The 25,811-nt window shown below is 62.7% G+C and carries 26 protein-coding genes and 1 pseudogene; 17 read left to right on the top strand and 10 right to left on the bottom strand.

Features of this window, described 5'->3' with window-relative positions; genetic code table 11:
• Positions 1–145: 145 nt before the first annotated feature.
• The 7 genes from J2T57_RS10900 to J2T57_RS10870 all read left to right on the top strand — a co-directional run bounded on the left by J2T57_RS10900 (position 146) and on the right by J2T57_RS10870 (position 7,727).
• A complete protein-coding gene (locus J2T57_RS10900; protein ID WP_253477935.1) occupies positions 146–1,054 on the top strand; it encodes a flagella assembly protein FlgT middle domain-containing protein in 909 nt (302 codons plus the stop codon).
• A gap of 79 nt (positions 1,055–1,133) precedes the next feature.
• Positions 1,134–1,685: a phosphoribosyltransferase family protein gene (locus J2T57_RS10895; RefSeq protein WP_253477932.1), complete on the top strand. Its 552-nt coding sequence runs from the start codon at positions 1,134–1,136 to the stop codon at positions 1,683–1,685.
• A 370-nt stretch (positions 1,686–2,055) separates the two neighbouring features.
• Entirely contained in the window at positions 2,056–3,174 is a 1,119-nt protein-coding gene (locus tag J2T57_RS10890; protein ID WP_253477929.1) for a TRAP transporter substrate-binding protein, read from the top strand.
• A 124-nt stretch (positions 3,175–3,298) separates the two neighbouring features.
• On the top strand, positions 3,299–3,823 hold the full coding sequence (locus J2T57_RS10885; RefSeq protein ID WP_253477926.1) for a TRAP transporter small permease subunit: 525 nt from the start codon (positions 3,299–3,301) through the stop codon (positions 3,821–3,823).
• Between the two features lie 2 nt (positions 3,824–3,825).
• On the top strand, positions 3,826–5,151 hold the full coding sequence (locus tag J2T57_RS10880) for a TRAP transporter large permease (protein WP_253477923.1): 1,326 nt from the start codon (positions 3,826–3,828) through the stop codon (positions 5,149–5,151).
• Between the two features lie 65 nt (positions 5,152–5,216).
• Positions 5,217–6,824, top strand: coding sequence for a gamma-glutamyltransferase family protein (locus J2T57_RS10875; RefSeq protein ID WP_253477921.1), 1,608 nt, complete (start codon positions 5,217–5,219; stop codon positions 6,822–6,824).
• A 72-nt stretch (positions 6,825–6,896) separates the two neighbouring features.
• Positions 6,897–7,727 (top strand): sulfite exporter TauE/SafE family protein, encoded by an 831-nt coding sequence (locus tag J2T57_RS10870; protein ID WP_253477918.1) that lies wholly within the window; start codon positions 6,897–6,899, stop codon positions 7,725–7,727.
• A 27-nt stretch (positions 7,728–7,754) separates the two neighbouring features.
• Here the strand turns inward: J2T57_RS10870 and J2T57_RS10865 are convergent, their stop codons facing one another.
• From J2T57_RS10865 to J2T57_RS10850, 4 genes are read right to left on the bottom strand one after another with little or no spacing between them, the layout of a single operon-like run.
• Positions 7,755–8,198, bottom strand: a complete 444-nt coding sequence (locus J2T57_RS10865; RefSeq protein WP_253477915.1) for an Lrp/AsnC family transcriptional regulator — start codon at positions 8,196–8,198, stop codon at positions 7,755–7,757.
• A 26-nt stretch (positions 8,199–8,224) separates the two neighbouring features.
• Positions 8,225–8,947, bottom strand: coding sequence for an LrgB family protein (locus tag J2T57_RS10860; RefSeq protein WP_253477912.1), 723 nt, complete (start codon positions 8,945–8,947; stop codon positions 8,225–8,227).
• Positions 8,944–9,291, bottom strand: coding sequence for a CidA/LrgA family protein (locus J2T57_RS10855; protein WP_253477909.1), 348 nt, complete (start codon positions 9,289–9,291; stop codon positions 8,944–8,946). The genes J2T57_RS10860 and J2T57_RS10855 overlap by 4 nt, the downstream gene beginning before the upstream one ends.
• A 33-nt stretch (positions 9,292–9,324) precedes the next feature.
• Positions 9,325–9,984 carry a histidinol-phosphatase gene (locus tag J2T57_RS10850; RefSeq protein WP_366519099.1) on the bottom strand — a complete coding sequence of 220 codons (660 nt, stop codon included), beginning with the start codon at positions 9,982–9,984 and terminating at the stop codon, positions 9,325–9,327.
• 122 nt (positions 9,985–10,106) lie between these two features.
• Here J2T57_RS10850 and J2T57_RS10845 point away from each other — a divergent pair, with 122 nt between their 5' ends.
• Both J2T57_RS10845 and ptsP read left to right on the top strand, forming a co-directional pair.
• Positions 10,107–10,640: an RNA pyrophosphohydrolase gene (locus J2T57_RS10845; protein ID WP_253477903.1), complete on the top strand. Its 534-nt coding sequence runs from the start codon at positions 10,107–10,109 to the stop codon at positions 10,638–10,640.
• A gap of 182 nt (positions 10,641–10,822) precedes the next feature.
• Positions 10,823–13,087 carry a phosphoenolpyruvate--protein phosphotransferase gene (gene ptsP / locus J2T57_RS10840; RefSeq protein WP_253477900.1) on the top strand — a complete coding sequence of 755 codons (2,265 nt, stop codon included), beginning with the start codon at positions 10,823–10,825 and terminating at the stop codon, positions 13,085–13,087.
• Positions 13,088–13,111: 24 nt separating this feature from the next.
• Here ptsP and J2T57_RS10835 read toward each other — a convergent pair whose 3' ends face one another.
• Positions 13,112–14,107, bottom strand: a complete 996-nt coding sequence (locus tag J2T57_RS10835; RefSeq protein WP_253477896.1) for a lipid A deacylase LpxR family protein — start codon at positions 14,105–14,107, stop codon at positions 13,112–13,114.
• Complete coding sequence (locus tag J2T57_RS10830) at positions 14,094–14,981, bottom strand: SDR family NAD(P)-dependent oxidoreductase (protein ID WP_253477893.1); 888 nt, start codon at positions 14,979–14,981, stop codon at positions 14,094–14,096. The genes J2T57_RS10835 and J2T57_RS10830 overlap by 14 nt, the downstream gene beginning before the upstream one ends.
• 147 nt (positions 14,982–15,128) lie before the next feature.
• On the opposite strand from J2T57_RS10830, the gene J2T57_RS10825 reads away from it, so the two are divergent.
• The 3 genes from J2T57_RS10825 (at position 15,129) to msrA (ending at position 17,965) form a co-directional block, all read left to right on the top strand.
• The gene (locus tag J2T57_RS10825; RefSeq protein WP_253477890.1) at positions 15,129–15,446 is read left to right on the top strand and encodes an FmdB family zinc ribbon protein; all 318 of its coding nucleotides are present in this window, start codon (positions 15,129–15,131) and stop codon (positions 15,444–15,446) included.
• A gap of 186 nt (positions 15,447–15,632) precedes the next feature.
• Positions 15,633–17,429 (top strand): aspartate--tRNA ligase, encoded by a 1,797-nt coding sequence (gene aspS, locus J2T57_RS10820; protein WP_253477887.1) that lies wholly within the window; start codon positions 15,633–15,635, stop codon positions 17,427–17,429.
• Positions 17,426–17,965, top strand: coding sequence for a peptide-methionine (S)-S-oxide reductase MsrA (msrA, locus tag J2T57_RS10815; RefSeq protein ID WP_253477883.1), 540 nt, complete (start codon positions 17,426–17,428; stop codon positions 17,963–17,965). Before aspS ends, msrA begins: the two co-directional genes overlap by 4 nt.
• A 20-nt stretch (positions 17,966–17,985) precedes the next feature.
• Here the strand turns inward: msrA and J2T57_RS10810 are convergent, their stop codons facing one another.
• Positions 17,986–18,174 (bottom strand): RSP_7527 family protein, encoded by a 189-nt coding sequence (locus tag J2T57_RS10810; protein ID WP_253477880.1) that lies wholly within the window; start codon positions 18,172–18,174, stop codon positions 17,986–17,988.
• A gap of 192 nt (positions 18,175–18,366) precedes the next feature.
• Entirely contained in the window at positions 18,367–18,516 is a 150-nt protein-coding gene (locus J2T57_RS10805; RefSeq protein ID WP_253477877.1) for a hypothetical protein, read from the bottom strand.
• A 369-nt stretch (positions 18,517–18,885) separates the two neighbouring features.
• Between J2T57_RS10805 and J2T57_RS10800 the strand changes: the two genes are divergently transcribed.
• The 3 genes from J2T57_RS10800 to murI all read left to right on the top strand — a co-directional run bounded on the left by J2T57_RS10800 (position 18,886) and on the right by murI (position 21,649).
• Complete coding sequence (locus tag J2T57_RS10800) at positions 18,886–19,839, top strand: LysR family transcriptional regulator (protein WP_253477874.1); 954 nt, start codon at positions 18,886–18,888, stop codon at positions 19,837–19,839.
• Positions 19,840–19,925: 86 nt separating this feature from the next.
• Positions 19,926–20,780: an NAD-dependent protein deacetylase gene (locus J2T57_RS10795; protein WP_253477871.1), complete on the top strand. Its 855-nt coding sequence runs from the start codon at positions 19,926–19,928 to the stop codon at positions 20,778–20,780.
• 44 nt (positions 20,781–20,824) lie between these two features.
• Complete coding sequence (gene murI / locus J2T57_RS10790) at positions 20,825–21,649, top strand: glutamate racemase (RefSeq protein ID WP_253477868.1); 825 nt, start codon at positions 20,825–20,827, stop codon at positions 21,647–21,649.
• A 25-nt stretch (positions 21,650–21,674) separates the two neighbouring features.
• On the opposite strand, the gene J2T57_RS10785 is transcribed toward murI, so the two are convergent.
• Positions 21,675–22,478: a hypothetical protein gene (locus J2T57_RS10785; RefSeq protein WP_253477865.1), complete on the bottom strand. Its 804-nt coding sequence runs from the start codon at positions 22,476–22,478 to the stop codon at positions 21,675–21,677.
• A 118-nt stretch (positions 22,479–22,596) separates the two neighbouring features.
• On the opposite strand from J2T57_RS10785, the gene J2T57_RS10780 reads away from it, so the two are divergent.
• Both J2T57_RS10780 and J2T57_RS10775 read left to right on the top strand, forming a co-directional pair.
• Positions 22,597–23,238 carry a TetR/AcrR family transcriptional regulator gene (locus J2T57_RS10780; protein ID WP_253477862.1) on the top strand — a complete coding sequence of 214 codons (642 nt, stop codon included), beginning with the start codon at positions 22,597–22,599 and terminating at the stop codon, positions 23,236–23,238.
• A 499-nt stretch (positions 23,239–23,737) separates the two neighbouring features.
• The gene (locus J2T57_RS10775; RefSeq protein ID WP_253477859.1) at positions 23,738–24,976 is read left to right on the top strand and encodes a tyrosine-type recombinase/integrase; all 1,239 of its coding nucleotides are present in this window, start codon (positions 23,738–23,740) and stop codon (positions 24,974–24,976) included.
• A gap of 97 nt (positions 24,977–25,073) precedes the next feature.
• Here J2T57_RS10775 and J2T57_RS10770 read toward each other — a convergent pair.
• A pseudogene (locus tag J2T57_RS10770) lies at positions 25,074–25,715 on the bottom strand (IS30 family transposase); the annotation flags it as partial.
• Positions 25,716–25,811: the final 96 nt, after the last annotated feature.

Genomic DNA, 25,811 nt, shown 5'->3' with positions numbered 1-25,811 from the left:
CAACAGTGTCTCTCTAATGGGGGCGCATGCGAAAGCCGAGTTGGTGCCTTCGCTGGTGTCTGCTATTCAGGTTCCGCTGCCCCCGCCGTTAACTCAAGGAGACAACGGTGGGGAGGTGCGGCAGGTGTCAGGTGGGCTTCGTTGCATGGGGTGGCTATTGGTCTCGCTGTTGGCAGGAGTGAGCCTGACTGGCTGTGCGGCGTGGCAAGGGGCCGATCGCTCGGTGCTAGGCGAGGATTGCGACGTCGGCCCGGCGGGCTTCGTGCCATATCGCAAGGCCGTTGCGGTGTCGACCTTCTCCATTGAATCGGGTGCCGGAGGTGGCGACCTCTGGGGCGTGGGCGGGCTGTTCGCCCAACGCGTGGCGGACAACCTGGAGGCCAGCGGCCAGGTTCGTGTTCAGTCCGTCGATGAGCCGCCGCTGGGCCTGCCCGAGCGGGCCACGGCGATCACGGTGCGCGAGACCGGGCATCGTCTGGCGGCGCAGTTTGTGGTGTCCGGGCGTTTTCTCGATCTCTCGGTCAGTGAGCCCGCGGCGGAACTGCCCTGGCTGGACAGTCGTCGCATTGCCATCGGGCAGCGCCGCCGCCTGCAGGTCCAGCTTGAAGTCCACGATGCGGTGGACGGAGGACTCATCGGCCGCCACCAGTACGAAGTGATGGTGGCGGGGGAGAATCGTCAGCGAAACGGGCGACTGGGCCATGGCTTCTGGCAGTCTCGCTACGGGACAGCCATGGAGGAGGCCGCAGCCTCACTGGCGGAGGATGCCCTGGGCAGCATGCTCTGTGAGCCGCTGACCGTGCCGGTGCAACATGTTGACGGCGCGCGGATACTGGTGGAAGCCGGTGCCCTCGATGGCCTGAAGCGCGGCGATGACCTGCGTTTGGTGGCAACCAATGAATACCGCCCCAGCGACCGGGCCCAGCCGCTCACCGGCTTCCGGCCCATCGGCATGGCAAGGGTGGAGTCGGTGTCTCCCCGGCATGCAGTGCTGGTGCTGGAGCCCGAGGCGGCTGCCATGGTGCGGATCGGTGACCTGGTGCGTGCCTGGTAGCATCGTGGGTCGGGCATGGAAATGCCCATGGCAAAGCGGTTAAGTTAAAGGCTTCACCATTCGCCAATGGACGCCAGGCATGAGCGAAGCCCGCGACACTTACCCCTTGCGTATCGACAGTGTCGAACGCCGCTTGCCCCTGTTTGCCATTGAGCCGGGCCTGAGCATCGCCGTACTCAACATCCTGGGGGATACCGAACTGGTGGAGGCCGCTGCCACGGGCCTTTGCCGCCGGATCGCCGGGCTCGATCCCGATCTCATTGTCACCCCGGAAGCGAAAAGCATCCCCCTGGCGCATGCCATGTCCGTTCAGAGCGGCCACCCCTATGTGGTTCTGCGCAAGAGCTACAAGTCCTACATGGGGGATGCACTACAATCGCGCACGGTCTCGATTACCACCGGGTCGACCCAGACACTGTATCTGGATGAGAAAGACCGCCGCCTCCTGGCCGGTCGGCGGGTCTTGCTTGTGGACGACGTGGTGAGCACCGGATCCACACTGGAGGGCATGCGTTCGCTCATGGAGCAGGCTCATGCCGAGGTGGTGGGCGTGGCCGCGATCTGCACCGAGGGCGAGCAGGCCATGGACGACGTGATCGCGCTGGCCCACCTGCCACTGTTTCGAACCTGAAGCCACCAAAAGAGGCTAAAAAAACGCACCACGAGGGGGCGGGCGCACCATATTGGGTCCGCACTTTTCGGGTCCGACGTTTGTCGATCCGGAATAGTCCGAAATTGGCCGTTTGTAAGGGGATTCCTACGGGGTTCTTGTCGGATGCAGGGGCGGGCCGCCCCCCGTTCCGACCGGATCCATCCGTATCAGCGCTCCACGGTGGTGCGCCAGCGTAGTCAGGCAATGCGCTGTCACGGCAGAAATTACATCGTTAAAACAGTACATTGCCGACCCTGTCCGCGGTTGGTACAAGGTTTGCTCAACAACTCCCCCAGTGATTCGCATGCCGCGAGTCGAAATGACCTCCGGATAATGAGGGGAGACCAACATGGCTTTTAACCGACGCAAGTTCCTGAAGCTGGGCGGCGCTGCCGCTGCTACCACGGCAGGCACCATCGGCGCACCGGCGATCCTCAAGGCGCAGGAGACCTTCAACTGGCGCATGACCACCACCTGGCCTGCTGGTCTTCCGTACTACCAGACGGGCCCTGGCAGTGCCACCGACTTCGCTCGCCGCGTTGAAGAGATGTCCCAGGGCCGCATCCGCATCCGCGTCTATGCCGCTGGCGAACTGATCCCCGCCTTCGACGGCTTCGACGCCGCCTCCAGCGGTCGCCAGGTCCAGCTTAACCACGGCTGCTCCTACTACTGGGCCGGCCAGTCCTTCGCCGCCCAGTATTTCACCACGGTGCCCTTTGGCATGACCTTCCAGGGCTTCAACGCCTGGCTGTACCACGGCGGTGGCAACGAGTTGTGGGAAGAGGTCTATGAGCCCTTCAACCTCAAGCCCTTTGCCGTCGGCTGCAGCGGCGTGCAGCCCATGGGCTGGTTCCGTGACCCGGTGGAGAGCATGGACGACTTCCGTGGCCTCAACATCCGCATGCCGGGCCTCGCCGGTGATGTCTACAACGCCGTCGGCGCCAATGCCCGCCTGCTGCCCGGCGGTGAAATCTTCCCGGCCCTCGAGCGTGGCGCCATCGACGCGGCGGAATGGGTCGGCCCCTACCTGGACCGTGAACTCGGCCTGCACAACGCGGCGAGCTACTACTACTCCTCGGGCTGGCACGAGCCGTCCACCACCAGCGAGATCATCATCAACAAGGATGCCTGGAATTCGCTGCCGGAAGACCTGCAGGCCGTTATCAGCAACGCTGCAGCCGCCTGTAACGTCATCTCCCATACCTGGCTCGAGGCCCGCAACGGCGAGGCCCTGGATGACCTGGTGAACAACCATGGCGTGCAGTTCCGGCAGATGCCCGACGATGTCATCAACGCCCTGTTCGAGGCGACCCGCGACATCCTCACCACCGAGGCCGACCGTGATCCCCTGGTGAAGAAGGTCAACGACGCCTTCTGGGACTTCAAGATCAAGCACGACCGCTGGCAGCAGGACAGCGAAACCATCTTCCAGACCAGCCTGCGCGACATGGGTCAGAACATGATCTGATCGACGCCATCCGCCTGTCGGGAAGCCCGGCGCCCCCATCAAGCCGGGTGTCGGGCTTTCCCGTGTTTATACCTCCAACAGCAAAACAACAGGGCGCCATGCTGCGCGTCCGGGAGAAGTCCTTATGCTGCGCTGGACGCTACGCCTTGAGTGGGGCCTGCGGCGCTTGACCGGTTTCGCGGGCCTGCTTGCCTGCATCGCCATGGTCCTGATGGTCTCGCTGGTCTTCGGCAATGTGCTCGGTCGCTATCTCTTCAGTATTGGCGCCACCTGGGCCCAGGAACTGGAGTGGTACCTGATGGCGGTAACCGCGATGTTGGGCATCGCCTACGCCATGCGTTTCGATGACCACGTGCGCGTGGACATCTTTTCCTACCGCTTCAGCCGGGTGGGCAAGCTGTGGCTGAATCTGCTCACCGCCATCGTCGTCGCCTTGCCCTGCGCTCTGCTGATCGTCTACTACGGCTGGCCTTTTGCTGAGACGTCCTACCTGCGCAACGAACGCTCCCCGAACTCCGGCGGGCTGCCCTGGCGCTTCATTCCCAAGGGCCTGATTGTGGTTGGTTTCGTCTTCGTCGCCATCGAGGCCCTGCGGCAGACGCTGGCCTGTGGTCGGCGTCTCGTCTTCCACTACGCGCGAGGTGCCTGACCATGCCATTGGAATACTATGCACTGGGCATGATCATTGCCTTCTTCGTGCTGGTGCTCACCGGCATGCCGGTGGGCTTCGCCATCGCCGCCGTCGGCTTCCTGTTCGGCTTTATCGGCTTTGACGGCTGGCTGTTCGAGCTGCTGCCCTCGCGCATCTACGGCGTGATCAACAACACTACGCTGCTGGCCATCCCGCTGTTCGTGTTCATGGGCGTCATGCTGGAGCGCTCGCGGATTGCCGAGCGCATGCTCGACGTGATCGGTCACCTCTGCGGTGGCCTGCCCGGTGGCATGGCCCTGGCGGTGATCCTGGTGGGGGTGCTGCTGGGTGCGGCCACGGGGATCGTGGGCGCGGCGATCGTTACGCTGACCCTGATGGCGCTGCCCACCCTGGTGCGTCGCGGCTACAAGAAGACCGTGGCCTGCGGCACGATTTGCGCTGCCGGTACGCTGGGGCAGATCATTCCGCCAAGCCTGGTGCTGCTGGTGCTGGCGGACATCATGAATCTCTCCGTGGGCAGTCTGTTCGCCGCCGCCCTGATGCCCGGCCTCATGCTCTCCGGCATGTACCTCATCTACCTGCTGGGCCTGGCCTATTTCTTCGCCGCGGACGTGCCCGCCATCGACGAGGCGGAGCGCTCGACCATCAACCGACTGGAGCTGTTCAAGGACGTCTGCAAGGTGGTCATACCGCCGCTGCTGCTGGTCATTGCAGTGCTGGGTTCGATCATCGGCGGTATCGCCGCACCCACCGAGGCGGCTTCTGTCGGCGCCGTCGGCGCGCTCCTGCTGACCGCGGTTTCCGGTCGTCTGACCCGGCCGGTGTTCAGCGAAACCGTTAGCACCTCGGTCCGAATCAGCTGCATGATCTTCTTCGTGCTGATTGCCTCCCAGGTGTTCGCGCTGGCGTTCCGTGGGCTGGACGGCGAGTTCCTCATCGAGGCCATGTTCGACTGGGTACCGGGCGGCATGTACGCCACCCTGATCTTCATGCTGCTGTTGATCTTCGTGCTTGGTTTCTTCCTTGAGTGGATTCAGATCTCGTTCATTGCCGTGCCGCTGTTCCTGCCGTTCTTGACGGGCACTGCCGATATCTCCATGGTCTGGGTCGCCATACTCATTGCCATGATGCTTCAGACATCTTTCCTCACGCCACCATTCGGATGGTCGCTGCTGTTCATGAAAGGGGTGGCTCCGCCGTCGATCACCACGGGGGATATCTATCGCGGTGCGATACCCTTCGTGCTGATCCAGGTCATTGCCGTGGGCCTGCTGCTTGCCTTCCCCGGTCTGGTGCTCTGGCTACCCGAGCTTATCGGCTGGTAGATGGCAGATAGAATCACAATATTACCGGGGCCGGCTCTGCCGGTCCCGCCTAGAGGAGTTGCGTCATGAAAGCCAATACCCAACCACTGCGCGCGGCAGTGGTCGCACCCCATCACCTGGCGGCGGAAGCCGGCGCCGGTGTGCTGGGGGAGGGCGGCAACGCGCTGGAGGCCATGGTTGCCGCTGCGGCCAGTATTGCCGTGGTCTATCCCCACATGAACAGCATCGGCGGCGATGGCTTCTGGTTGATCCAGGAGCCAGGTCGCCCGCCGCTCGGTATCGACGCCAGTGGCGTCGCCGCGGCACTGGCAACGCCGGCCTGGTATCGTGAGCGTGGCGAGACCGGGCGTATTCCCCATCGTGGCGGACTGGCCGCCAATACGGTTGCCGGCACCATTGCCGGGTGGAGCGAGGCGCTGGATCACTCGCGCTGGCGCTGGGGTGGCACCATGCCGCTATCGCGCCTGCTGGCACCTGCCATTGCCCATGCCGGCAGCGGAATAACCGTGACCCGCTCCCAGGCAGAGACCCTGTCCGGCAAGCAGGATGAGCTGGTCGGTCGCCCCGAGTTCGATGAGACCTTCCTCATTGATGGTCGTTTGCCAGAGGCGGGTGATCACTACGTTCAGTCTCATCTGGCAGATGTGTTGCGCCGTCTCGTCAACGCAGGCCTCGATGACTTCTACCGCGGCGAGATCGCGACGATGCTCGCCGCGGGCCTGGAGGCGGCGGGCAGCCCGCTGCGCCTGTCCGATCTGCAGAATTACCGGGCACACTGTGTCCGTCCGCTGGTGCTCGATACCGCGGTGGGCGCACTGCAGAACATGCCACCGCCCACCCAGGGCCTGGCCTCGATACTGATTCTCGGTCTGTATCAGCAAATCAGCGCCGCGCATCCCCACAAGCCGGAGACGCTGGAGTATCTGCATGCCTTGGTGGAGTCCACCAAGCTTGCCTTCCGGGTGCGGGACCGTGTCGTCACCGATCCGTCACGCCTGCCGGAAGATCCCATGGACATTCTGCAGGCGGAGCGCGTTGCGGCCATGGCCCGGGAGTTCGATCCGCAGCAGGCAGCGCCGTGGCCACCGTCCCGTGGTGCCGGTGATACCGTCTGGCTTGGCGCCGTGGATGCCCAGGGGCGGTCCGTCAGCTTCATCCAGAGCACCTACCATGAATTCGGCTCCGGGATCGTTGCCCCGGGTTCCGGGGTGGTCTGGCAGAATCGTGGTTGCAGCTTCGATCTCGACGAGACCGCGCTCAACGCCCTCGGTCCGGGGCGGCGCCCCTTCCACACGCTGAATCCCGCAATTGCTCAACTGGGTGATGGCCGGACTGTGGTCTACGGCACCATGGGCGGCGAGGGGCAGCCGCAGACCCAGGCGGCCATCTTTACCCGGGCCATCCTGCACGGTTACACGCCCGAACAGGCGGTGGCAGCACCGCGCTGGCTGCTTGGTCGGACCTGGGGCAGCGGTACCGATTCCCTGAAGATCGAGGACGACATGCCCGCCGAGGTCATCGACGGAATGCGCCGGCTTGGTCATCTCGTGGATGTGGTACCCGCATGCAACAGCATGATGGGTCATGCCGGCATGCTGATTCTCGACGCCGATGGCGGTATCATCGGCGCCTCGGATCCGCGCTGCGACGGTGCTGTTGCAGGTGTCAACTGAGTGCTTCTGCGCCGTCGGCAGGGAATAGGCCGGCGGTAGCGCTGTTTTTTGTTTTTCCGGGGTAACTGACTGATGGAAGGCATGCTGTGGGGCGAATTGCTCGCTCTGGCAATCGCCCTGCTTGCCACTGGCGTTGTGGCTGGAGTGCTGGCGGGCCTGCTCGGCGTTGGCGGCGGTATCGTCATCGTGCCAGTTCTGTTCCACGTGTTCACGCTTGTGGATATCGATCCCTCGGTGCGCATGCATCTGGCGGTGGGGACTTCGCTGGCCATCATCGTGCCCACCTCATTGCGATCGGCCTGGTCCCATTACCAGCACGGCACCGTGGATACGCCGATGTTGCGCAAGCTGTTGCCGAGCCTGTTCATCGGCGTACTCCTGGGAATCACGCTCAGTGCGTTGGTCTCCGGTCGTGTGCTCACCGGTGTTTTCGGTGTGATCGCGATCCTTGTGTCCCTGAACATGTTCCGCGGCGGCAAGCCGCCCAAGCTCACCAATGAGCCGCCGGGGGGCGCCGCTCCCCACGCCATCGGCGGATTTATTGGCACTGCATCCACCATGATGGGTATCGGTGGCGGCACACTGAGCGTGCCCATCCTGGATGCGCTGCGCTTTCCCATCCACCGCTCGGTGGGTACGGCGGCATCCATCGGTACCGTGATCTCGGTGCCGGGCTGTATCGGTTTCATCTGGGCGGGCTGGGGTGTCGAGGCGACACCGCCGTTCAGCCTGGGTTACGTAAGCCTGCTGGGCTTTGCCTTGATTGCTCCTTTGACCGTGCTCTGCGCGCCGCTGGGCGTGAAGCTGGCAGTGAGCATGAACACCGCGCGGCTGAAGCGGGCCTTCGCCGTGTTTCTGTTCCTGACCGCCCTCAGCATGCTCTACACCACGATCACCGGCTGAATCGGCTGTCCATCCCTGCACGCGGCTTCACAGGCGGGGCCCGCCCCGCCGGTGCTTGACGCGGGACATCAGCATCTTGCAGTCCAGGTCGGTGATGTACTCCTTGCCCAGCAGGTTTTCGCGCAGGAAGCGGTCCAGTTCCTCCGGGGAGTCGGTGAGGGTGTGGATGTGCAGGCTCTTCATGTCGCTCATGATGTAGAGACTTACCACCTCCGGCGTGTCTGAAAGCTCCCGTGCCGTCTGCTCCAGACGCCAGGGTGTGACCTTGACGTCGAGAAAGGCGGAAATGGTCTTGCCGAGCTTGTCCGGATTCAGCACCACCGTGAACTGCTCGATCACCCCGTCATCCACCAGCTTCTGGACCTGCTCCCGGGCATAGGCGCGGGAGCAATCAAGTTCCCGCGCCATGTCTGCGTACGACATGCGCGCATTACGGATCAGCAGTCTCAGTATTGCCGTTCGCATGCTCATGTTCACTCTCTCCTGGAGTGGCGGCGCTAGAGTGGGAGCAGGCCGGCTACCATGGGCAGCAGGAATGCAGTGATGAGGCCCGCAAGGCCGAGGCCGAGACCGGCAAAGGCGCCGGCCTTGGCGCCGATGGTGAAGGCCTGGGCGGTGCCAAAACCGTGGGCGGCCAGCCCCAGGGCGAAGCCCTTCACCGCGTCGTCGCGGATTCGCAGCACCCGGATCACAATGGGCCCCACCATGGCGCCGGTGGCACCGGTGATCAGCACCAGGGCTGCGGTCAGGGACGGCAGGCCACCGAGTTTTTCCGTCACACCCATGGCGATGGGGGAGGTGACCGACTTTGGCGCCAGCGACAGCAGGGTCAGCCGGTCTGCGCCCAGGGCGGCGCCAATCAGCACGGCGCTGATGGCGGCCACGGCGGCCCCGGCGATGCCAGCCACCAGCAACGGCATCGCCATGGCCATGATCTGCTTGCGATGCTCATACAGTGGCACACCCAGAGCGACGGTCGCCGGGCCGAGCATGAAGTGGATGAACTGCGCGCCTTCGAAATAGGTGTCGTAATCGGTATCGCTGATCAGCAGGATGGTGATCAGCAGGCCCATGGCCAGCAGCACTGGATGCAGGACGGCGCTGCCGCCGAGCCGTTGATTGATCCAGACGCAGAACTGGAAAACCACGATGGTCATGGTCAGCCAAAGCAGGGGGCTTGCGGACAGATAGACCCAGATGTCGGTGAGTTCTTCCGTCATTCTCCCTCACCCCGTCGGGTGAGGAATTGCATGATCAGCATGGTGGTGATCAGCGCCAGCACGGTGCTGCCGAGTAATGCGGCGGCTATGGCGATCCAGTCCCTGGCCACCAGTTCGAAATGCACCATCAGGCCCACGCCGGCGGGAACGAACAGCAGGGCCAGGTAGCGCAGCAGCGTGTCGCTGACGGTCTTGATGCCGGGGTCGACGCCGCCCCGTGCAGCCAGATAGCCGACCAGCATCACCATGCCGATGACCGGCCCGGGCACCGGCATGCCGAGCAACTGCACCACCACTTCGCCTGCCAGTTGGCAGATCAGTATCACGATCAGGCCGCCGAGCATTGTCTCTCCATGGGGCCGCAGCAGCAGCCGTCGTCATTCATCCCTGAAGCTGAGTATCGGCCAGTTGCGCTCCCCGGCAACCCGGCGCAGGCGTTCGTCGGGATCAACAGCCACCGGGTTTGGTACCCGTTCGAGCAAAGGCAGGTCATTATGGGAGTCACTGTAGAACCAGCTCTGATCGAGCCCCCGACCCTGATCCCGCAGCCATTCGTCCAGCGCACGCACCTTGCCCTCCCGGAACGTGGGCGTTCCCACCCAGTCACCAGTGTAGCGGCCGTCAATGCGCTCGGGCCGGGTGGCGAGGAGGTGATCCACGCCGAAGAGCTCGGCAATGGGGTCTGTGATAAAGGCGTTGGTGGCGGTGATGATCATGGTGGTGTCACCCCGCGCGGCATGTTCATCGAGCCGCTCCCTTCCGGCGGGCAGGATGATGGGCGAGATATAGTCCTGCACGAACTCCCTGCGCCAGTCGTGCAGTTGCGCGGCGTCGAACCGTGTCAGCGGCGCCAGTGCGAAACGCAGATAACGCTCGATATCCAGTGTGCCGGCTGCATACTCTTCATAGAAGCGGCGGTTGGCCGCTTCGTGTGCGTCGCGGTCGACCAGCCCGCGATCAACCAGGAATTGCCCCCAGAGGTAGTCGCTGTCGCCCTTCAGCAGGGTGTTGTCGAGGTCGAAAATCGCCAGTGTCACCGGGCCTCCCATGCCATCCGCCTCTCTGCGCGAGCATTGTAGCGAGAAACGCAGTCCATTTGATGGGATGCGGCGCGGTGTGGAAAAATAGCAGTAGCGAATTTGTGGGAGTTCTGGGCCAGGTGATTGATTCCGATGGCTTTCGGCCAAATGTGGGTATCATCCTGACCAACGCGGAGGGGCGTGTCTTCTGGGCCCGTCGCGTGGGTCAGGACGCCTGGCAGTTTCCCCAGGGTGGCATCAAGGTCGACGAGACGCCGGAGCAGGCCCTGTTCCGGGAACTGGCCGAGGAAGTCGGCCTCACCGAGGCTGACGTCGAGCTGATCGGCGGCACGGGGGACTGGCTGCGGTACTACCTGCCACGGCATCTCATCCGGCGCCGTCACAAGCCGGTCTGCATCGGTCAGAAGCAGCGCTGGTTCGTGCTGCGCCTGTTGTGCGACGAGCAGCGGGTGAAGCTGGATGCCTGTGCCAAGCCGGAATTCGACCACTGGCAATGGGTCGACTACTGGCGGCCCATGCGGGAAGTGGTCTTCTTCAAGCGCCATGTCTATCGCAAGGCCTTGCATGAGCTTGCGCCGCTGGTATTTCCGGATGGTGCTCCCGAGCCACCCGTCGCTCCGCCACGGCGTTCGGGCTCCGGTGCGCAGAGTTAGGCAGGCGACAGCGTGAGGCCAGTGCGGTAGTCTGACGGAAGCTGCATGCGCAGGATGCGTGGTTGTGCATGACAAACGCAGTCGGCGGCGAGTCCGGCGCCCTTAGCCCCTGCAGTTAATCCTGGTCTCCGCGGTGGCAGGCGCCGCCGCGGGATAACGAGTGCCCGGCCATCGGGGAGCCAATGCTTCAGACGCTTCACAGCATCGTGCAGGACGTCAATGCCGCCCGGGGGCTGGACCAGGCGTTGAACATCATTGTCCGCCGCGTCGCCGACAGCACCAATGTAGACGTCTGCTCCATCTACCTGGTTGATCCCGACTCCCAGGAATACGTGCTCATGGCCACCAAGGGGCTGAACCCCGACGCAGTTGGCCGAGTTCGCCTGCGTTTCGACGAGGGTCTTGTGGGCCTGGTCGGGGAACGCAAGGAGCCCTTGAACCTGGAGAACGCGGAGGCGCATCCCCGCTTCAGGTATTTCCCCGAAACCGGCGAAGAGCGTTTCCACTCCTTTCTTGGCGCGCCGATCATCCACTTCCGGCGACTGCTCGGCGTGCTGGTGGTGCAGCAGGCCGCACGGCGGCGTTTCGGCGAAGAAGAAGTGGCTTTCATTGTCACCATGGCAGCGCAACTAGCCGGCGCCATCGCCCACGGCGAGGCCACTGGCGGCGTCAATCCCGTGCTCAGCGGCACCAAGGTCTCGCGACGCGCCTTCAAGGGCGTGCCGGGTGCTCCGGGTATCGCCCTTGGCCGGGTCATGGTGGCCTATTCGCCCGCCGACCTGTTCGCCGTACCTGATCGTGAGATCGAGGATGTGGAGCGGGAGGTCCAGCTCTTCGACAAGGCGCTGCAGGTGGTTCGCGAAGAGGTGCGGGAACTCGCCGATCGCCTGGCCGACACCGTGCCGCCGGACGAACACAGCCTCTTTGACGTCTATCTGCGCATGCTCGAGAGCGAAAGCCTGGTAGACGGCACGATCCAGCGGATCCGCTCCGGTAACTGGGCCTCCGGTGCCCTGCGCGACAGCATCGCCGAGCACGTCAGTGTCTTCGACGAAATGGAAGATCCCTACCTGCGCGAGCGCGCCGAGGACATCCGCGACATCGGCCGGCGTATCCTCATGCGCCTGCAGGTGGACAGTGGTGACGATCGCTCCGTGCCAGAGGGCACGATTCTGGTGGGTGAAGAGATCAGCGCCTCGCAACTGGCAGAGATACCCACCGATCGGCTTGCCGGGGTGGTCACCGCCCGTGGCTCCGGCAACTCTCACGTCGCCATCCTGGCCCGTGCGCTGAACATTCCCGCCGTGATGGGCGTTGCGGAATTGCCGGTGGGGCGGCTTGAGGGCAAGGAGCTCATCGTCGATGGCTACGCCGGTCGCATCCACATCGAGCCGGGGCGCGAGATTCGTCGCGAATACAAGCGCCTCCTGCGGGAAGATGCGGCGCTGTCAGAAGACCTCATGGAACTCAAGGGCTTGCCGGCGGAGACGCCCTGCGGCTATCGCGTCGGCTTGTATGCCAACACCGGGCTGATGTCCGACATCACCTCGTCGCTGTCCAGCGGCTGTGACGGGATCGGGCTGCACCGCACCGAGTTTCCATTCATGGTGCGGGAGCGCTTCCCCGGCGAAGACGAGCAGACGGTGGTTTATCGGCAGGTGCTCGAACCCTTCAGCCCGCGCAAGGTGGTCCTGCGGACGCTGGACGTGGGTGGCGACAAGCCGCTGCCGTACTTTCCCGTTCGTGAAGAGAATCCGTTTCTTGGCTGGCGCGGCATCCGCCTGACCCTGGATCATCCGGAGATCTTTCTCACCCAACTGCGCGCCATGCTCAGGGCCAATAACGACTGCGGCAATCTGCAGGTGCTATTGCCCATGATCAGTCGTCTGTCCGAGGTCGACGAAGCCTGCGCGTTGTTGACGCGTGCCCGTCGGGAGCTCGAGGAAGAGGGCATACAGACCATCGAGCCGGAAATCGGCGTGATGATCGAAGTCCCTTCCGCGGCTTTCCAGATCCGGGCGCTGGCCGATCGGGTCGATTTCTTTTCCATCGGCACCAACGACCTCACCCAGTACCTGCTGGCGGTGGATCGCAACAACGCACGGGTTGCAGACCTGTACGACGAACTTCATCCGGCGGTGGTCCGGGTGGTGGACAACGTGGTGCGGGAGGCACGGACGGTGAATCGGCCGGTAACCATCTGTGGCGCCATGGCCGGCGATCCGGCGGCTGCCATCCTGCTGCTGGGCATGGGGGTGCAGGGGCTCAGCATGAGCGTCTCCAGCCTGCTGCGTGTGAAATGGGTGATTCGAAGCTTCAGCCTTGAGCAGGCCCGTGAACTCACCAACCGGGCCCTGACCATGGATCACCCGGCAGACATCCGCCTGATGCTGAACGAAGCGCTGGAGGAAGCGGGGCTGGGCGGCCTGGTTCGCGCCGGTCGCTGACCACATTCGGGATCACGGCCTTGCTCAGAAATGGGCGCTCAGGCTGAAGGAACCGAAATCCTGGGTGCCCGTCTGGCCGCGAAACTCCCGGCTCGGAAAGACATGGGTGTAGGCCAGCCGTACCCGTCGGCTCACGTTCACGACCATACCCACCTGGATTTCGCCCACCAGATTGCGCTTTTCAACGCTGCGGCTGTTGCGAAAACTGTTACCGTCCAGAAAGATGTCGCGGGCCACGGCGCGCCCATCCAGGCTGACAAAGACGTAGCCGCCCAGGTCTGACCGGGCCCTGAATATGCCGGAGCCGGGGAGGGCCGGTTGAATGCGCGGCGGGCCCCAGTCTTGCATCATGCGCCAGCCCAGTCGTCCGGTGATGCCGGTGGTGAGCTGGGTGAACACATTGCCCAGTGAACCGCCGAGATAGGGTGTGAAATCCCATCCCCAGCCGTCGCTGGTGCGCCCGGCAAACTCACGCCATTGCCGCTCATACGTCAGCAGCACGGCCGGTTCGTTGCGCAGCTGGGTATCCCAGCCGGCGGGTTGTGGGGCGTCCAGGTGTCGATGCACCTGCCGTTGCGTGCGGTCTGCCAGGGAAGCCGGCCCGATCACGCCCAGGCTGAGTTGCAGCCTGTCCAGGCGGGTTGGTGTCTGTGAGCCCAGGCCAACGGTGGCGTACAGCCAGCCTGCATAGGGGCGGTCGTTTTCGGGTGGGTCGGCCAGGGTGATATCGCTTGCCGTGTACATGTTCTGGCCAATGGAATAGCTGAGCTTGAGTTCGCCGTCGGGGTTGAACATGGGCACCCACTCGCTGCCACGGCGCACCCAGCCTGGCACACGGTCATCGGGTGAAAGCCAGGTAACACGCACACCGCTGGTGTAGTAGCGATCCTCTCCGGCGAACAGGTCGTTTTCATGTTCCAGTGTCAGCGTGCCCCAGGTGGGGTCCTGTGCCATCGCAGTATGAAGCCAGACCAGCGCGGCCAGCAGCGTGGCCAGGCGCAGGCCGCTAGCCCGGCTCATCGTTGCGATCCGTCGCTGACAGTTGTCGTTCCGATACCGTGGACCGAAGCAGGATGGCGTCCATCATCCGGGTTGAGAGAAAGCGCCGCAGCGTGCCGAACAGGTAGGTGGGGAACGTCACGTAGTAGCGGGGCCTGGCCCGGGGTGCCTCCAGGGCATGGATCAGGCGCTTGACCACCGACTCCGGCGGCAGCGTGAAGCCGCCAGCGCCATCCGGGGCGGTGAGGCGGCGCTCCATGGCCCGATAGGTTTCCTTGTGTACGCTGCTTTGCGGATCTATTTGTGCCTTGAAGTGCCTGTGAGCATTGGCGCGAAAAGCGGTTGCGATGGGGCCGGGTTCGATCAGGCTGACCTGGATGCCGCTGTTCCGCAGTTCCATGCGCAGGGTGTCGGCGAGCCCTTCCATGGCAAACTTCGAGGCGTTGTAGGCGCCGCGGAATGGCAGTGCTGCAAAGCCCAGCACGGAGCTATTGAATACGATGCGGCCCCGGCCCGCCGCACGCATGGCGGGCAGAACGGCACAGGTCAGTTCATGGGCGCCGAAGAGGTTGGTCTCGAACTGCGCTCGCAGGGCCGCGCGGTCCAGGTCCTCCAGGGCACCGGGTTGGCCGTAGCCGGCATTGTTGAACAGGGCGTTTAGGCGGCCTCCCGTAGCGGTCAACACCGTGTCGACGGCAGCGTGTATGCTCTCGGAGTTGTCCACGTCCAGCACCAACGGTTCCACGCCTGCTTCTCGCAGAGGCTGGAGATCAGCCTCGCGGCGCACGCCAGCGAAAACGCGCCAGCCCCGTTGCTGCATCCGCACCGCGGACACCTGGCCGATGCCCGTGGAACAGCCCGAAATCAGCAGTACGCGTTGTTCCTGCTCGCCCATCGTGGGTATGCCTCCGGTTGGGAGTGACAATTCGGCCTGGCAGGGAAGTTGTCCAGGCTTGTGTGCCGGTTAACGAAGCCTTATATAGGTGCGACGGCACGTTTTTAGCAGCGTAACCTGCGTTCAGTTCTTGCGAGGAGCAGATCCATGCCCATTTACGAGTACCAGTGTGACGCCTGTGGTCACGATCTGGAGGCCATCCAGAAAATGAGCGATGCGCCGCTGACGGAATGCCCGAGCTGCGGCAAGCCGACCCTGCGGCGCAAGATATCCGCGGCGGGCTTCCGGCTCAAGGGCGCTGGTTGGTACGAGACCGATTTCAAACAGTCCAATCGTCGCAATGTGGCCGGCGGCGGAGAGGCTGCCAAGGGCGGCGACAGCAAGCCTGCTGCCGACAAGCCCGCCGCCAAGGCCGATTCCGGCGCTAGCAAGCCCGCGGGCGACAGCAAGGCCTCAACCGGCTGAAACGTCCTCGCCGCCGGCTCTTTGGGGGTACGAAAGGAACGCGGGAATTGATCGGTGCCCCCTTAGAACTTACCATTGCCCGCCTGTCGGCGCAGGCGGGCAGCCTTTTGTCTGCTCGGATGCCGACGCCTTGCACCCCCTCGGTGCACTCCCGTAAAGCCAGCATGCCAGGAAACGGATAAAGCGATGCGTACCCACTACTGCGGTCAGGTCACCGAGAGTCATCTCGACACTGAAGTCTCACTCTGTGGCTGGGCTCACCGGCGCCGCGATCATGGCGGGGTGATCTTCATCGACCTGCGGGACCGCGAGGGTCTGGTACAGGTGGTTTTCGACCCGGATCGAGCCGAGTCCTTCGCGCTGGCCGAGCGGGTGCGCAACGAATTCGTGCTGCGGGTTCGCGGACGCGTGCGCCGCCGCCCGGCGGGCACAGAAAACCCCAACATGACCACCGGGCAGATCGAGGTGCTGGGGCTGGAGCTGGAAATTCTCAACGCCGCCAAGACACCGCCGTTCCAGCTTGATGACGACGACGTGGGCGAGGACGTGCGTCTGCGTCATCGCTATGTGGATCTGCGCCGCCCCGTCATGCAGCGCCGCATCCAGACCCGGGCGCGGGTCACACAGGCACTGCGCCGCTACCTTGAAGACCACGGTTTTCTCGATATCGAGACTCCCATGCTCACCCGGGCGACCCCGGAAGGTGCCCGCGACTACCTGGTGCCAAGCCGTGTCCACCCGGGCGCCTTCTATGCCCTGCCGCAGTCGCCGCAGCTCTTCAAGCAGCTGCTGATGATGTCGGGCATGGACCGCTACTACCAGATCACCCGTTGTTTCCGGGATGAAGACCTGCGTGCCGATCGGCAGCCGGAGTTCACCCAGCTCGATATCGAGACGTCCTTCATGGACGAGCAGGGCATCATGGCCCTGAGCGAGGAGATGATTCGTGAGCTGTTCCGACAGGTCATGGATGTCGACCTGCCCGACCCGTTCCCCACCATGACCCATGCCGAAGCGGTGCGTCGTTTCGGTATCGACCGCCCGGACCTGCGCATTCCGCTGGAGCTGGTGGAGGTCTCGGATCTGGTTGCGGACACCGAGTTCAAGGTATTCGCCGCTCCGGCGAAAGACCCCAAGGGTCGCGTCGCCGCGCTGCGCCTGCCGGCCGGGTCGGAACTGACCCGCAAGGAAATCGATGACTACACGGCCTTCGTCGGGCGTTACGGCGCCAAGGGGCTTGCCTATATCAAGGTGGTGGATCCCACCCGGGGCGCCGAAGGCCTGCAGTCCCCCATCGTGAAGTTTCTCTCTCCGGCAGCCGTCCAGGGCATACTCGAGCGGACCGATGCCGAGGCGGGAGACCTGATCTTTTTCGGGGCCGACCGTGCCCGCGTGGTCAACGAGGCGCTCGGCGCCCTGCGTGTGCGACTCGGCCACGACCGCGGTCTGGTGGCCAGCGAATGGCGCCCGCTCTGGGTCGTGGACTTCCCCATGTTCGAGTACGACGAGGCCGACAAGCGGCTGTACGCTCTGCACCACCCCTTTACCGCACCCCAGTCGACGGAGGAAGCGGACCTGGAGAAGGCGGCCGATCCGGAGGCAATCCTGTCGCGGGCCTACGATATGGTAATCAATGGCACCGAAGTGGGCGGCGGATCCATCCGTATCCATCAACCCGACGTGCAGCAACGCGTGTTGGCCATGCTGGGCATCCACGAAGCCGAGGCGCGGGAGAAGTTCGGCTTCCTGCTGGATGCGCTGGAATACGGCGCGCCGCCCCACGGCGGGCTCGCCTTCGGGCTGGACCGGCTGGTCATGCTCATGACTGGCGCAGGTTCGATCCGTGACGTGATGGCCTTCCCCAAGACGCAGACGGCGAGCTGTCTGCTCACCGAAGCCCCGGCGGAGGTCACCGAGGCGCAGTTGCGGGAGCTTGGAATACGCCTGCGGCGCAAGGCAGCGGAAAGTGGAGGCGAGTCATGACCGAAACGGAGCAGCGCATGGAAGAAGCCACCCTGGGTGGTGGATGTTTCTGGTGCATCGAAGCCGCCTTCAAGGAAATGGATGGCGTCGTCGATGTGGAGTCCGGGTATTCAGGTGGTGAGCGGGCTCATCCGACCTATGCCCAGGTTTGCTCTGGTGCCACCGGCCATGCAGAAGTCGTCCGTTTGCGCTACGACCCCAGCAAGGTCGACTTCAATCAGATTCTCGATCTCTTTTTCATCGTGCATGATCCAACCCAGCTCAATCGGCAGGGGCACGATATTGGCACCCAGTACCGCTCGGTCATCTTCTTCCATGATGATGAACAGGCTCGCCTGGCCCGTGCGAAGATCGATGAGATCCAGCGCAGCGGCCGTTATGGCCAGTCAATCGTGACCGAAGTGAGTGCGCTGAAGAACTACTACCCGGCGGAAGACGGGCATCAGGATTACTTCGAATTGAACCCGGGACAGCCCTACTGCCAGATGGTGGTCGCACCGAAGGTGGAAAAGGCGCGGCGCCATCTGGACAAGTAGGGCTGCGGTTACCGGATGCTTCAGGCGGATGCCGTTTTCTTGCTGTGTCCGACTTCCAGGGTGGCGAGACGGCGGAAGGCGGAGGTCAATCGGCGGGCGCCGCGGCCGACAAGCTCGGCGATGTAGGCGTTGCGCATGGCAACCGCCTCGGCGATGATGCAGTCGATGTTCTCGGGGGTGGACCGAAAATCGGCCCTTTCGCGGTTCATGGTTGACTCCTTGATGAGGGTGAACAACATTGGTGCAACTTTCGTTGCGCTGCACCATTATGATACGTCCGCTCCGTGAGCTCGCCATCCCGCAAGCTGGACCAACCCTGTTGACCCGTGGGCACTAATCGCCATGCAGAAATAAAAAACCCCGGATGGAAACATCCGGGGGTAGCCAGTCGAGCCGGTTGCTTAAATCCCGAAGGGAAATCGCTGCAGCGTGCTTCGCATGGTCTTGGCGAACTCGTCGCTGCGGTCGCCGGAGCCGCGCCGTTCAGGGCCTTCCGCGTTAGATGTCTGAGGCTTGGGCCGCCGGCGCTTGAAAACGCTGATCTGGAACATGGTCGACTCTCCCTGGTCGCAACAGTGAATTCACGGACAGGCTATCTCGCTCTGCTGTGGAGATAATCCCCGAGAGTGGCATACGACCTGTGCTTGGGGTTCCAAGGTTTCTCGGGAGTCGTGTTTGAAGGGCAAAAAAAAGACGGGCTCTGGAGACCAGGCCCGTCGAAACTTCGTATCGCTACGAAGGAGGAGGAGACGATTACAAAATGTCCGGAGCAGTCACAGAGGTTCGCAGGACTGCCTCATCGGAGTCGGTGAGCGCATCACCGTTGCGATGGATAGAAGACTACACAGCTTGGTGCCGTGGAAAATCCCGAAAAATGGAATATCATCTGTGACAAATATTCAAAAATAGGCGGGCATGCAATGGATCGTGCTTCTGAAATGCTGATATTCGTGCGCTGCGTGGAAGAGGGTAGCTTCTCCGCCGCCGCCAGGGCTCTGGATATGACCCCTTCGGCCATCAGCAAGCAGATCCGCCGACTGGAAGACCGACTCGGCGCCCGGTTGTTCAATCGTACCACGCGTCGTATCAGCCTGACCGAAGTGGGGCGGGATTTCTACGATCGCTGCTCACGGATCATGGCCGAGATCGAAGCGGCGGAGGAGGCGGTCAGTTCGCTGCAGGATCGGGTACGCGGCACACTCCGGGTGAGCGCCACCGCAGCCTTTGCCCGTGGTGAGGTTCTGCCACGTATCAACCACTTTCTTGAAAAGTATCCGGAGCTGAATCTCGAGATTCAGCTGACGGACCGCTCCGTAGACCTGGTGGAAGAGGGGGTGGATGTCGCCATCATGCTCCAGGAACAGGTGGACGACCCGTCCCTGGTATCCCGTCGTCTGGCCATGAACCGGCGAATCATCGTTGCCTCGCCGGAGTATCTCGCCCGCCATGGCGAGCCTCGCACACCGGAGGACCTGCTCCGCCACAATTGCCTCACCATGTACAACGTGGCCCGGTTCAACGACTGGGAATTCGAGATGGGCAACGGTGGCCGGCGCGTGATTCATGTGTCGGGTAATTTCAGGGCCAACACCGCCGGTGCGCTCTACGAGGCGGCCCTTGCCGGCGTGGGGCTGGCCCGCCTCTCCACCTGGCTGGTCGCACCGAAAATCCGCGAGGGCCTGCTGGTCCATTTGCTGCCCGACTATACCCACGAAGTTTCTGCCTACTACGTGCTGTTCCCCCAGGGGCGCCATCTTTCCCGAAAGGTGCGGGCGTTCGTGGACTTTCTGGTCGAGGAATTCACACCCGTACCGCCATGGGAGCGCGACGAGACGCGCTACACCCCGTTGCCGAGACCACCAGTTTCCAGCTGATCGGCGTAGAACCTCCGCTCCGGCCTCCGGTCCAAACCGCAGCGTCGCGGGGTGCTCAGGCGGCGATAAAACTCGGGGGAATGACGATGGCGGTCAATGACGCCGGCTTGCCGGTGGAGGAGACATTGCGGGAACTGGCAACGCTGCTTGCCCGTGGTGAAGTGATGGTGCTGACCGGCGCGGGATGCAGCACATCCTGCGGCATACCCGACTACCGGGACGACGACGGCGGCTGGAAGCGCTCCCGGCCTATCCAGTACCAGGAGTTCCTGCGCAGTGCCCAGGCGCGACGTCGTTACTGGGCCCGCAGCCTGGTGGGTTGGCGCAACGTGGCGGTGGCGCGGCCGGGCACGGCCCACGCCGCCCTGGCAGAATTCGAGCGTGCCGGATTGTTGCGCTGGCTGATCACGCAGAATGTCGATGGTCTGCACCAGCAGGCCGGTAGCCGTCGCGTGACGGATCTGCACGGTCGGCTCGATACCGTCCGCTGTCTCGACTGCGGCCAGCGCGTCACGCGGGCGGCCTTCCAGCACCAGCTCTTCGACGCCAATCCCGACTGGCAGCATCTGGATGCGCCGAGCCGGCCCGACGGTGATGCGGATATCGATCAGATCGACTTTGGCGGTTTTCATGTTCCCCCTTGCGTCGCCTGCGGTGGTGTCCTCAAGCCGGATGTGGTGTTCTTCGGTGAGAACGTTCCCAGGCAGACCGTGCAGGCGTGCTTCACTCGGCTTGAGCGGTCCCGCCTGCTCCTGGTCGTAGGCTCGTCGTTGATGGTGTGGTCCGGCTATCGATTCGTCCGCAGAGCGGCCGAGCTGGGCACGCCGGTGGCCATCATCAATCGTGGCAAGACCCGGGGCGATGCCGAGGCGAGCTACCGCCTGGCCGGCGATTGTGGTGAGCTGTTGCGTCAACTTCAGGCATTTGGCGCTGCCGCCTGATTCTGGAATCATAGCGGCGCAAGCAGTGGCCTCGGGGTAAGTTCGTGCCGCATCAACCAGACGCAACAGCGCCAATCGGTCTCTTCGACTCCGGTCTCGGCGGCTTGTCGGTATTGCGAGAAGTCCGTGCGCTGCTGCCTGCCGAATCTCTCCTCTACGTTGCGGATTCCGCCTACGCGCCCTATGGCAGTCGGTCCGCCGCCGAGGTGCTTGCCCGCTCCCGATGGCTCACCGCTCAGTTGGTGGAGAGTGGTGCCAAGGCGGTGGTGATTGCCTGCAACACGGCAACGGCGGTGGCGGCGGATGCCCTGCGTGCCGAGTTTCCCATACCGGTGATCGCCATGGAGCCCGCCATCAAGCCGGCGGCTGCGGCCACCCGCAATGGCGTCATCGGCGTACTCGCCACCGAGGGCACCCTGGCCAGCGTGCGATTTGCTGCCCTGCTGGATCGTTATGCCGACGGCCTCGAGGTAATCACCCAACCCTGCCCGGGTCTGGTAGAGGCCATCGAGCGAAACCAGTTCGATGATCAGCGCATCGGTGCACTGCTGGATCGCTATCTGGCACCCTTGCAGGCCGCGGGTGCCGACACGATCATTCTCGGCTGCACCCATTACCCCTTTCTCCGGCAGCAGATCGCCGCCCGCCTGGCCCCAGAGATTGTCCTGATCGACACCGGCGCGGCGGTGGCACGGCAGTTGAACCGCCGACTGCAAGACCTCGGAACCCTCCGTCCACCGCAAGATGAGACCCCTCACGCCGCAAGGGAACTGCGCCTTGCAACCACCGGAGACATCACCCTGTTGCAAGCTTTCGCCGAACGCGAAGGGTTATGCGCGGACAGCATCGAGTGCCTGGCTTACGCATGACCTACGCCCGTACCGAGTTGTATGTTCAATAGCCCCCTTGTCCAGATAACCCGAGCTTGCACAGCAAGACCCATATCGTTGTGTAGACGAGAATCACGGCGAACAGCGCTGCGCCCGCTCGTGATGGCGCTTGACGGACGAGCAGCACGCCAGCCAACGGAATTAGCTGCTGCGCGTGTACACCCAGGAAGTGTGCGGGGCGGAGATCACCGCCTGACAGATGCCATCCCGCCAGCGGCAACCCCACTCCGGTGGGCGGTTGATTGCCGCCGAGCATGAATCCACTCGCCGTCGACAACACGAAGGTCATGATCAGTCCGGCAATCACCGCCTGATGAAAAACCGGTAATGGGCGTTCGACGGCGGTTCGGTGTATCTGCCAGGCGAGAAAGGCCTGGGTAGCAACCAGAAGCACAGCTGCCAGCGCCATGAGTCCGAACATGGCCGCATGGAAGGCGTCGGTCACGTTGTAGTGCGAGGGGGAACCCAGGGCAGCCTGAAGACTGATGTAGGCGACTTCGAACAGGGAGGTGAAAATCAGCGTCGAAACCATCGCCCAGTTGGCCGGAGATACCCTGACACTCGGGGGCAATAGGCCCATGAACCACGCCGTGCAGAGGGAAAACAGCGCCGTGGACGCCATGAACTTCAGCGGCTTCGCCCAAACGTTAACATCCCCGATGGTGCGTGCGTCGAGCACCAGCAGCACCAGCGTAGGCACCATCAGGGCGAGCATCACGAACCCATAGAGCGTTAGCACATGCTGTCGCTGCATGAGTTCGTTGACGATTCGCCTGCCCACAAAGCCCGAAGGGATAGGCCCATCCATGCTGTACATGCCCAAGGCGTACCCCGATGTTGACAGTGTCAACTATCCTGTTCTAGTGTGTAGACACTGTCAACATCGGATTGCTGATGACCATGCTCCCATCGCAAGAAACCACGCCATGCCAAGAGCCAAAGTGAAGCCAGCCGATTTGAAAGAGGCGTGTGTCCAGGCCGCTCGCGAAGTCATTGCCGAGCATGGCGTTGAAAGCCTGAGCATGCGTGACGTGTCCCGTAAGCTCGGAATTTCCCATCAGGCACCCTATCGCCACTTCGCGAGCCGCGATCATCTGTTGGCGGACATCATGCGTCGGTGTTTCGCCGATTTCGCACTGCACCTGGATCAGCGCACCCCCGGCGTGGAACCGCATTCCGACCTGGAGGGAATGGGAGAGGCGTACCTGGCCTATGCGGAGTCCAAACCTTTGGAGTACCGGCTGATGTTCGGCACGCCCTGGCCAGAACCGGCGCAGCACCCTGATCTCGTCAAACACGCCGTTCACGCCTTCAACATTCTGCGCGACCGCTTGCGCGGGATGCATGGTGATGCCCCAGGGCAAAGGATTCAGGCAGATCTGGATGCCTTGTTCATCTGGTCCACGTTGCATGGCATGGCAAGCATCAAGCAGGCCAATGTGATGCAACACCTCGAGCTCGAACCCGATGTCCTGGATCGCTTCAAGGCCGACCTGATGGCCAAGATCGATGCCGCGCTTGCCGGGGGAGTACCGAACGACAGTCCACCCTGGAAGGCAGAACGATGAAATTTACGAGGGCCATTGCCGCAGGCGGCATCACCGTCGCCATGATGGGCTGCACGGCCTTCAACTAAGCCGAACATCACCCATTGGTCGAAGATCCGCATGCGCGGGCTGATCGACAGTGGCTGCAGGAGTGCGGACAGACCATTCGGCCCAAAAGTGTTACCGATGTCCTCGGTATAATCTGTAACCCATGTATCCGGTACAGACCAGGGGAGAAGTGGTGGGCCGTGTAGGATTCGAACCTACGACCAGCGGATTAAAAGTCCATTTCTTGCGCCTTTTACCTTGTTGTCTCTTCTTTTAAATAACCACATCATCCTTGTAATAACAGTGGTTTGCCGTACTATGGAATCCGCTGGTGTTGTGTCGAGTTTGATGAATGGTGGTTATTCTTTGGTTATTCTTTGATGCGCTGACCCCAGCGGACTTTTCCGCATTTGCGCGATGATCGTGGTCCAGGCAACCAACAATAACCAAGAATAACCAAGTGGAGACAGCCTTGAAGGTAAAGATCACAAAGACCGCAGTAGAGAAGCTGGAGCCGCCAGAGACTGGCGAGCGATTGGTGTGGGATACCGCATTGCCGGGGTTTGGGGTCCGAGTCGTTCCCAGCGGCACCGTGTCCTATATCGTTCAGCGTCGCGTTAACGGCAAACAGCGCCGTATGACTCTTGGCCGCCATACCGTGCTGACTGCGGAGCAAGCCCGCAAGCGGGCAATCGTGAAGCTCGGCGAGATGGCAGACGGTGTCGACCATGTAAAGGAACGTAAGAAGGGGCAGGCGCTCAGTGTCACGCTCGAGGAAGTCATGGAAGGGTACCTAACGGATCGGACCGACCTTAAAGAGCGCAGCAAGGCGGACATTCGCCGACATGTGAACAAGACATTCCAAGCTTGGGCGAACAAGCCCGTCACGGAGATTACTCGCGACAAGGTAGCTCGCCGATTCCAGGAACTCAGCGCATCATCTCCGGCGCAGGCAAATCAGGCTTTCCGCAACCTACGGGCATTGCTCAACTACGCCCGCGCCCGCTACCGAACGCCGGACGACGAGACGATTCTCCCGGAGAACCCAGTTTCCGTGCTCTCCGAATCTAAGCTTTGGAAGAAGATTCGCGCCCGGAACAGTTACGTCCCGGTGGAGAGGGTAGGGGAGTGGTGGAACACATTACAGGCGCTTCGCCATGATCCGGCTCAGACCAAGGCGGGCCGCACCGGTGCTGATATCATTGCGTTCTTGCTGCTCACCGGGCTGCGGTGGTCCGAAGCGGCAGAATTGGAATGGCAGCACGTAGAAAAAAAGGCGGGTACCCTGCGCCTAATAGACCCGAAGAACAGAAGCCCGGTAACGCTGCCTCTATCCGATGGCGTTCTTGCCCTGCTGGCCCTTAGGCCAAAAGGCCGTTTCGTGTTCCCTGGGCGCAACAGCGATAAGCCGGTGAATGATGCTCGCCCGACACTCCGTAAGATCGAGACTGCAACGGGCATCGGCGTAACCCCGCATGATCTCCGCCGCACCTTCCGGGCCGTGGCCGGTAGGTGTGGCATCGAACTCTGGAAAACCAAGCTTCTGATGAATCACACGCTGTCAGGCGACGTGACGATCGATGCTTACACCGACACAGAAAACCTTCAGTATCTAAGGCCCGAGGCGAACGCCATCGCCGGCTGGATCGAAGGGCAGGGTTCAGTTATGAGGGTCGAGAACGTCACGACATTGCCGAAGATACGTGCATAAGTCCGCCTTCCTTGATCGTTGGTGCTGAGCCTGCTTCGTAATCAGTAGGTCGGGGGTTCGACTCCTCTCGCCGGAACCAAATAAATCAATGGTGAGTTCACGGGGTCGATGCAACAGTGGCCATGAGCTTACCTGCCGGGGTAACAAAGCCCAACGTTTTCCGCGGTCGCTGGTTCAGGCGCATGGCAACTTCATTGAGGTCAGTCTGTGAGAAGCTGGTGAGCTCCGTCCCTTTGGGGAAGTACTGGCGTAGTAGGCGGTTGGTATTCTCGTTGGTGCCGCGCTGCCAAGGGCTCTGCGGATCACAGAAGTAGACCTTCACATCCGTAGCCGCTGTAAATGCCTTATGGCTGGCCATCTCGCTACCTCGATCCCAAGTAAGAGAGCGCCACAACTCACGAGGGAGCGTGCGGACCTCGCGGCGGAGCGCGCTTTCGACACTGGCCGCATCTTTGCCCTGCACCTTCACCAGCATTGTGTAGCGGGAGTGGCGCTCCACGAGCGTGGCGATGTGGCTATTCTTCGCCCCCGAGATCAGATCCCCCTCCCAGTGTCCTGGTATTGCGCGATCTTCCGCTTCCGCTGGGCGCTCTCGGATAGAAATCGCATCAATGATCTGGCCGCGCGGCTGTCCTTCGGTGCTCGCAAGCCGTGAGCGGCGCATCATCCGCCGCGAACGCAGGTGCTTCACCAATTCTTTCCTGAGAACGCCACGAGCCTGAATGAAAAGGCTGCGATAGTATGCGACGACAATTGCTCTGGCCGGTTAACGACAACTACTTTGGCCGGTTGCCACTAAGCTTGACCGCTTTTCCACGGGACCCAGAAAGGGGCG

The organism is Natronocella acetinitrilica (assembly GCF_024170285.1).
Taxonomy (GTDB): domain Bacteria; phylum Pseudomonadota; class Gammaproteobacteria; order Nitrococcales; family Aquisalimonadaceae; genus Natronocella; species Natronocella acetinitrilica.
This window is presented reverse-complemented; position numbering and strand designations above follow the sequence as displayed.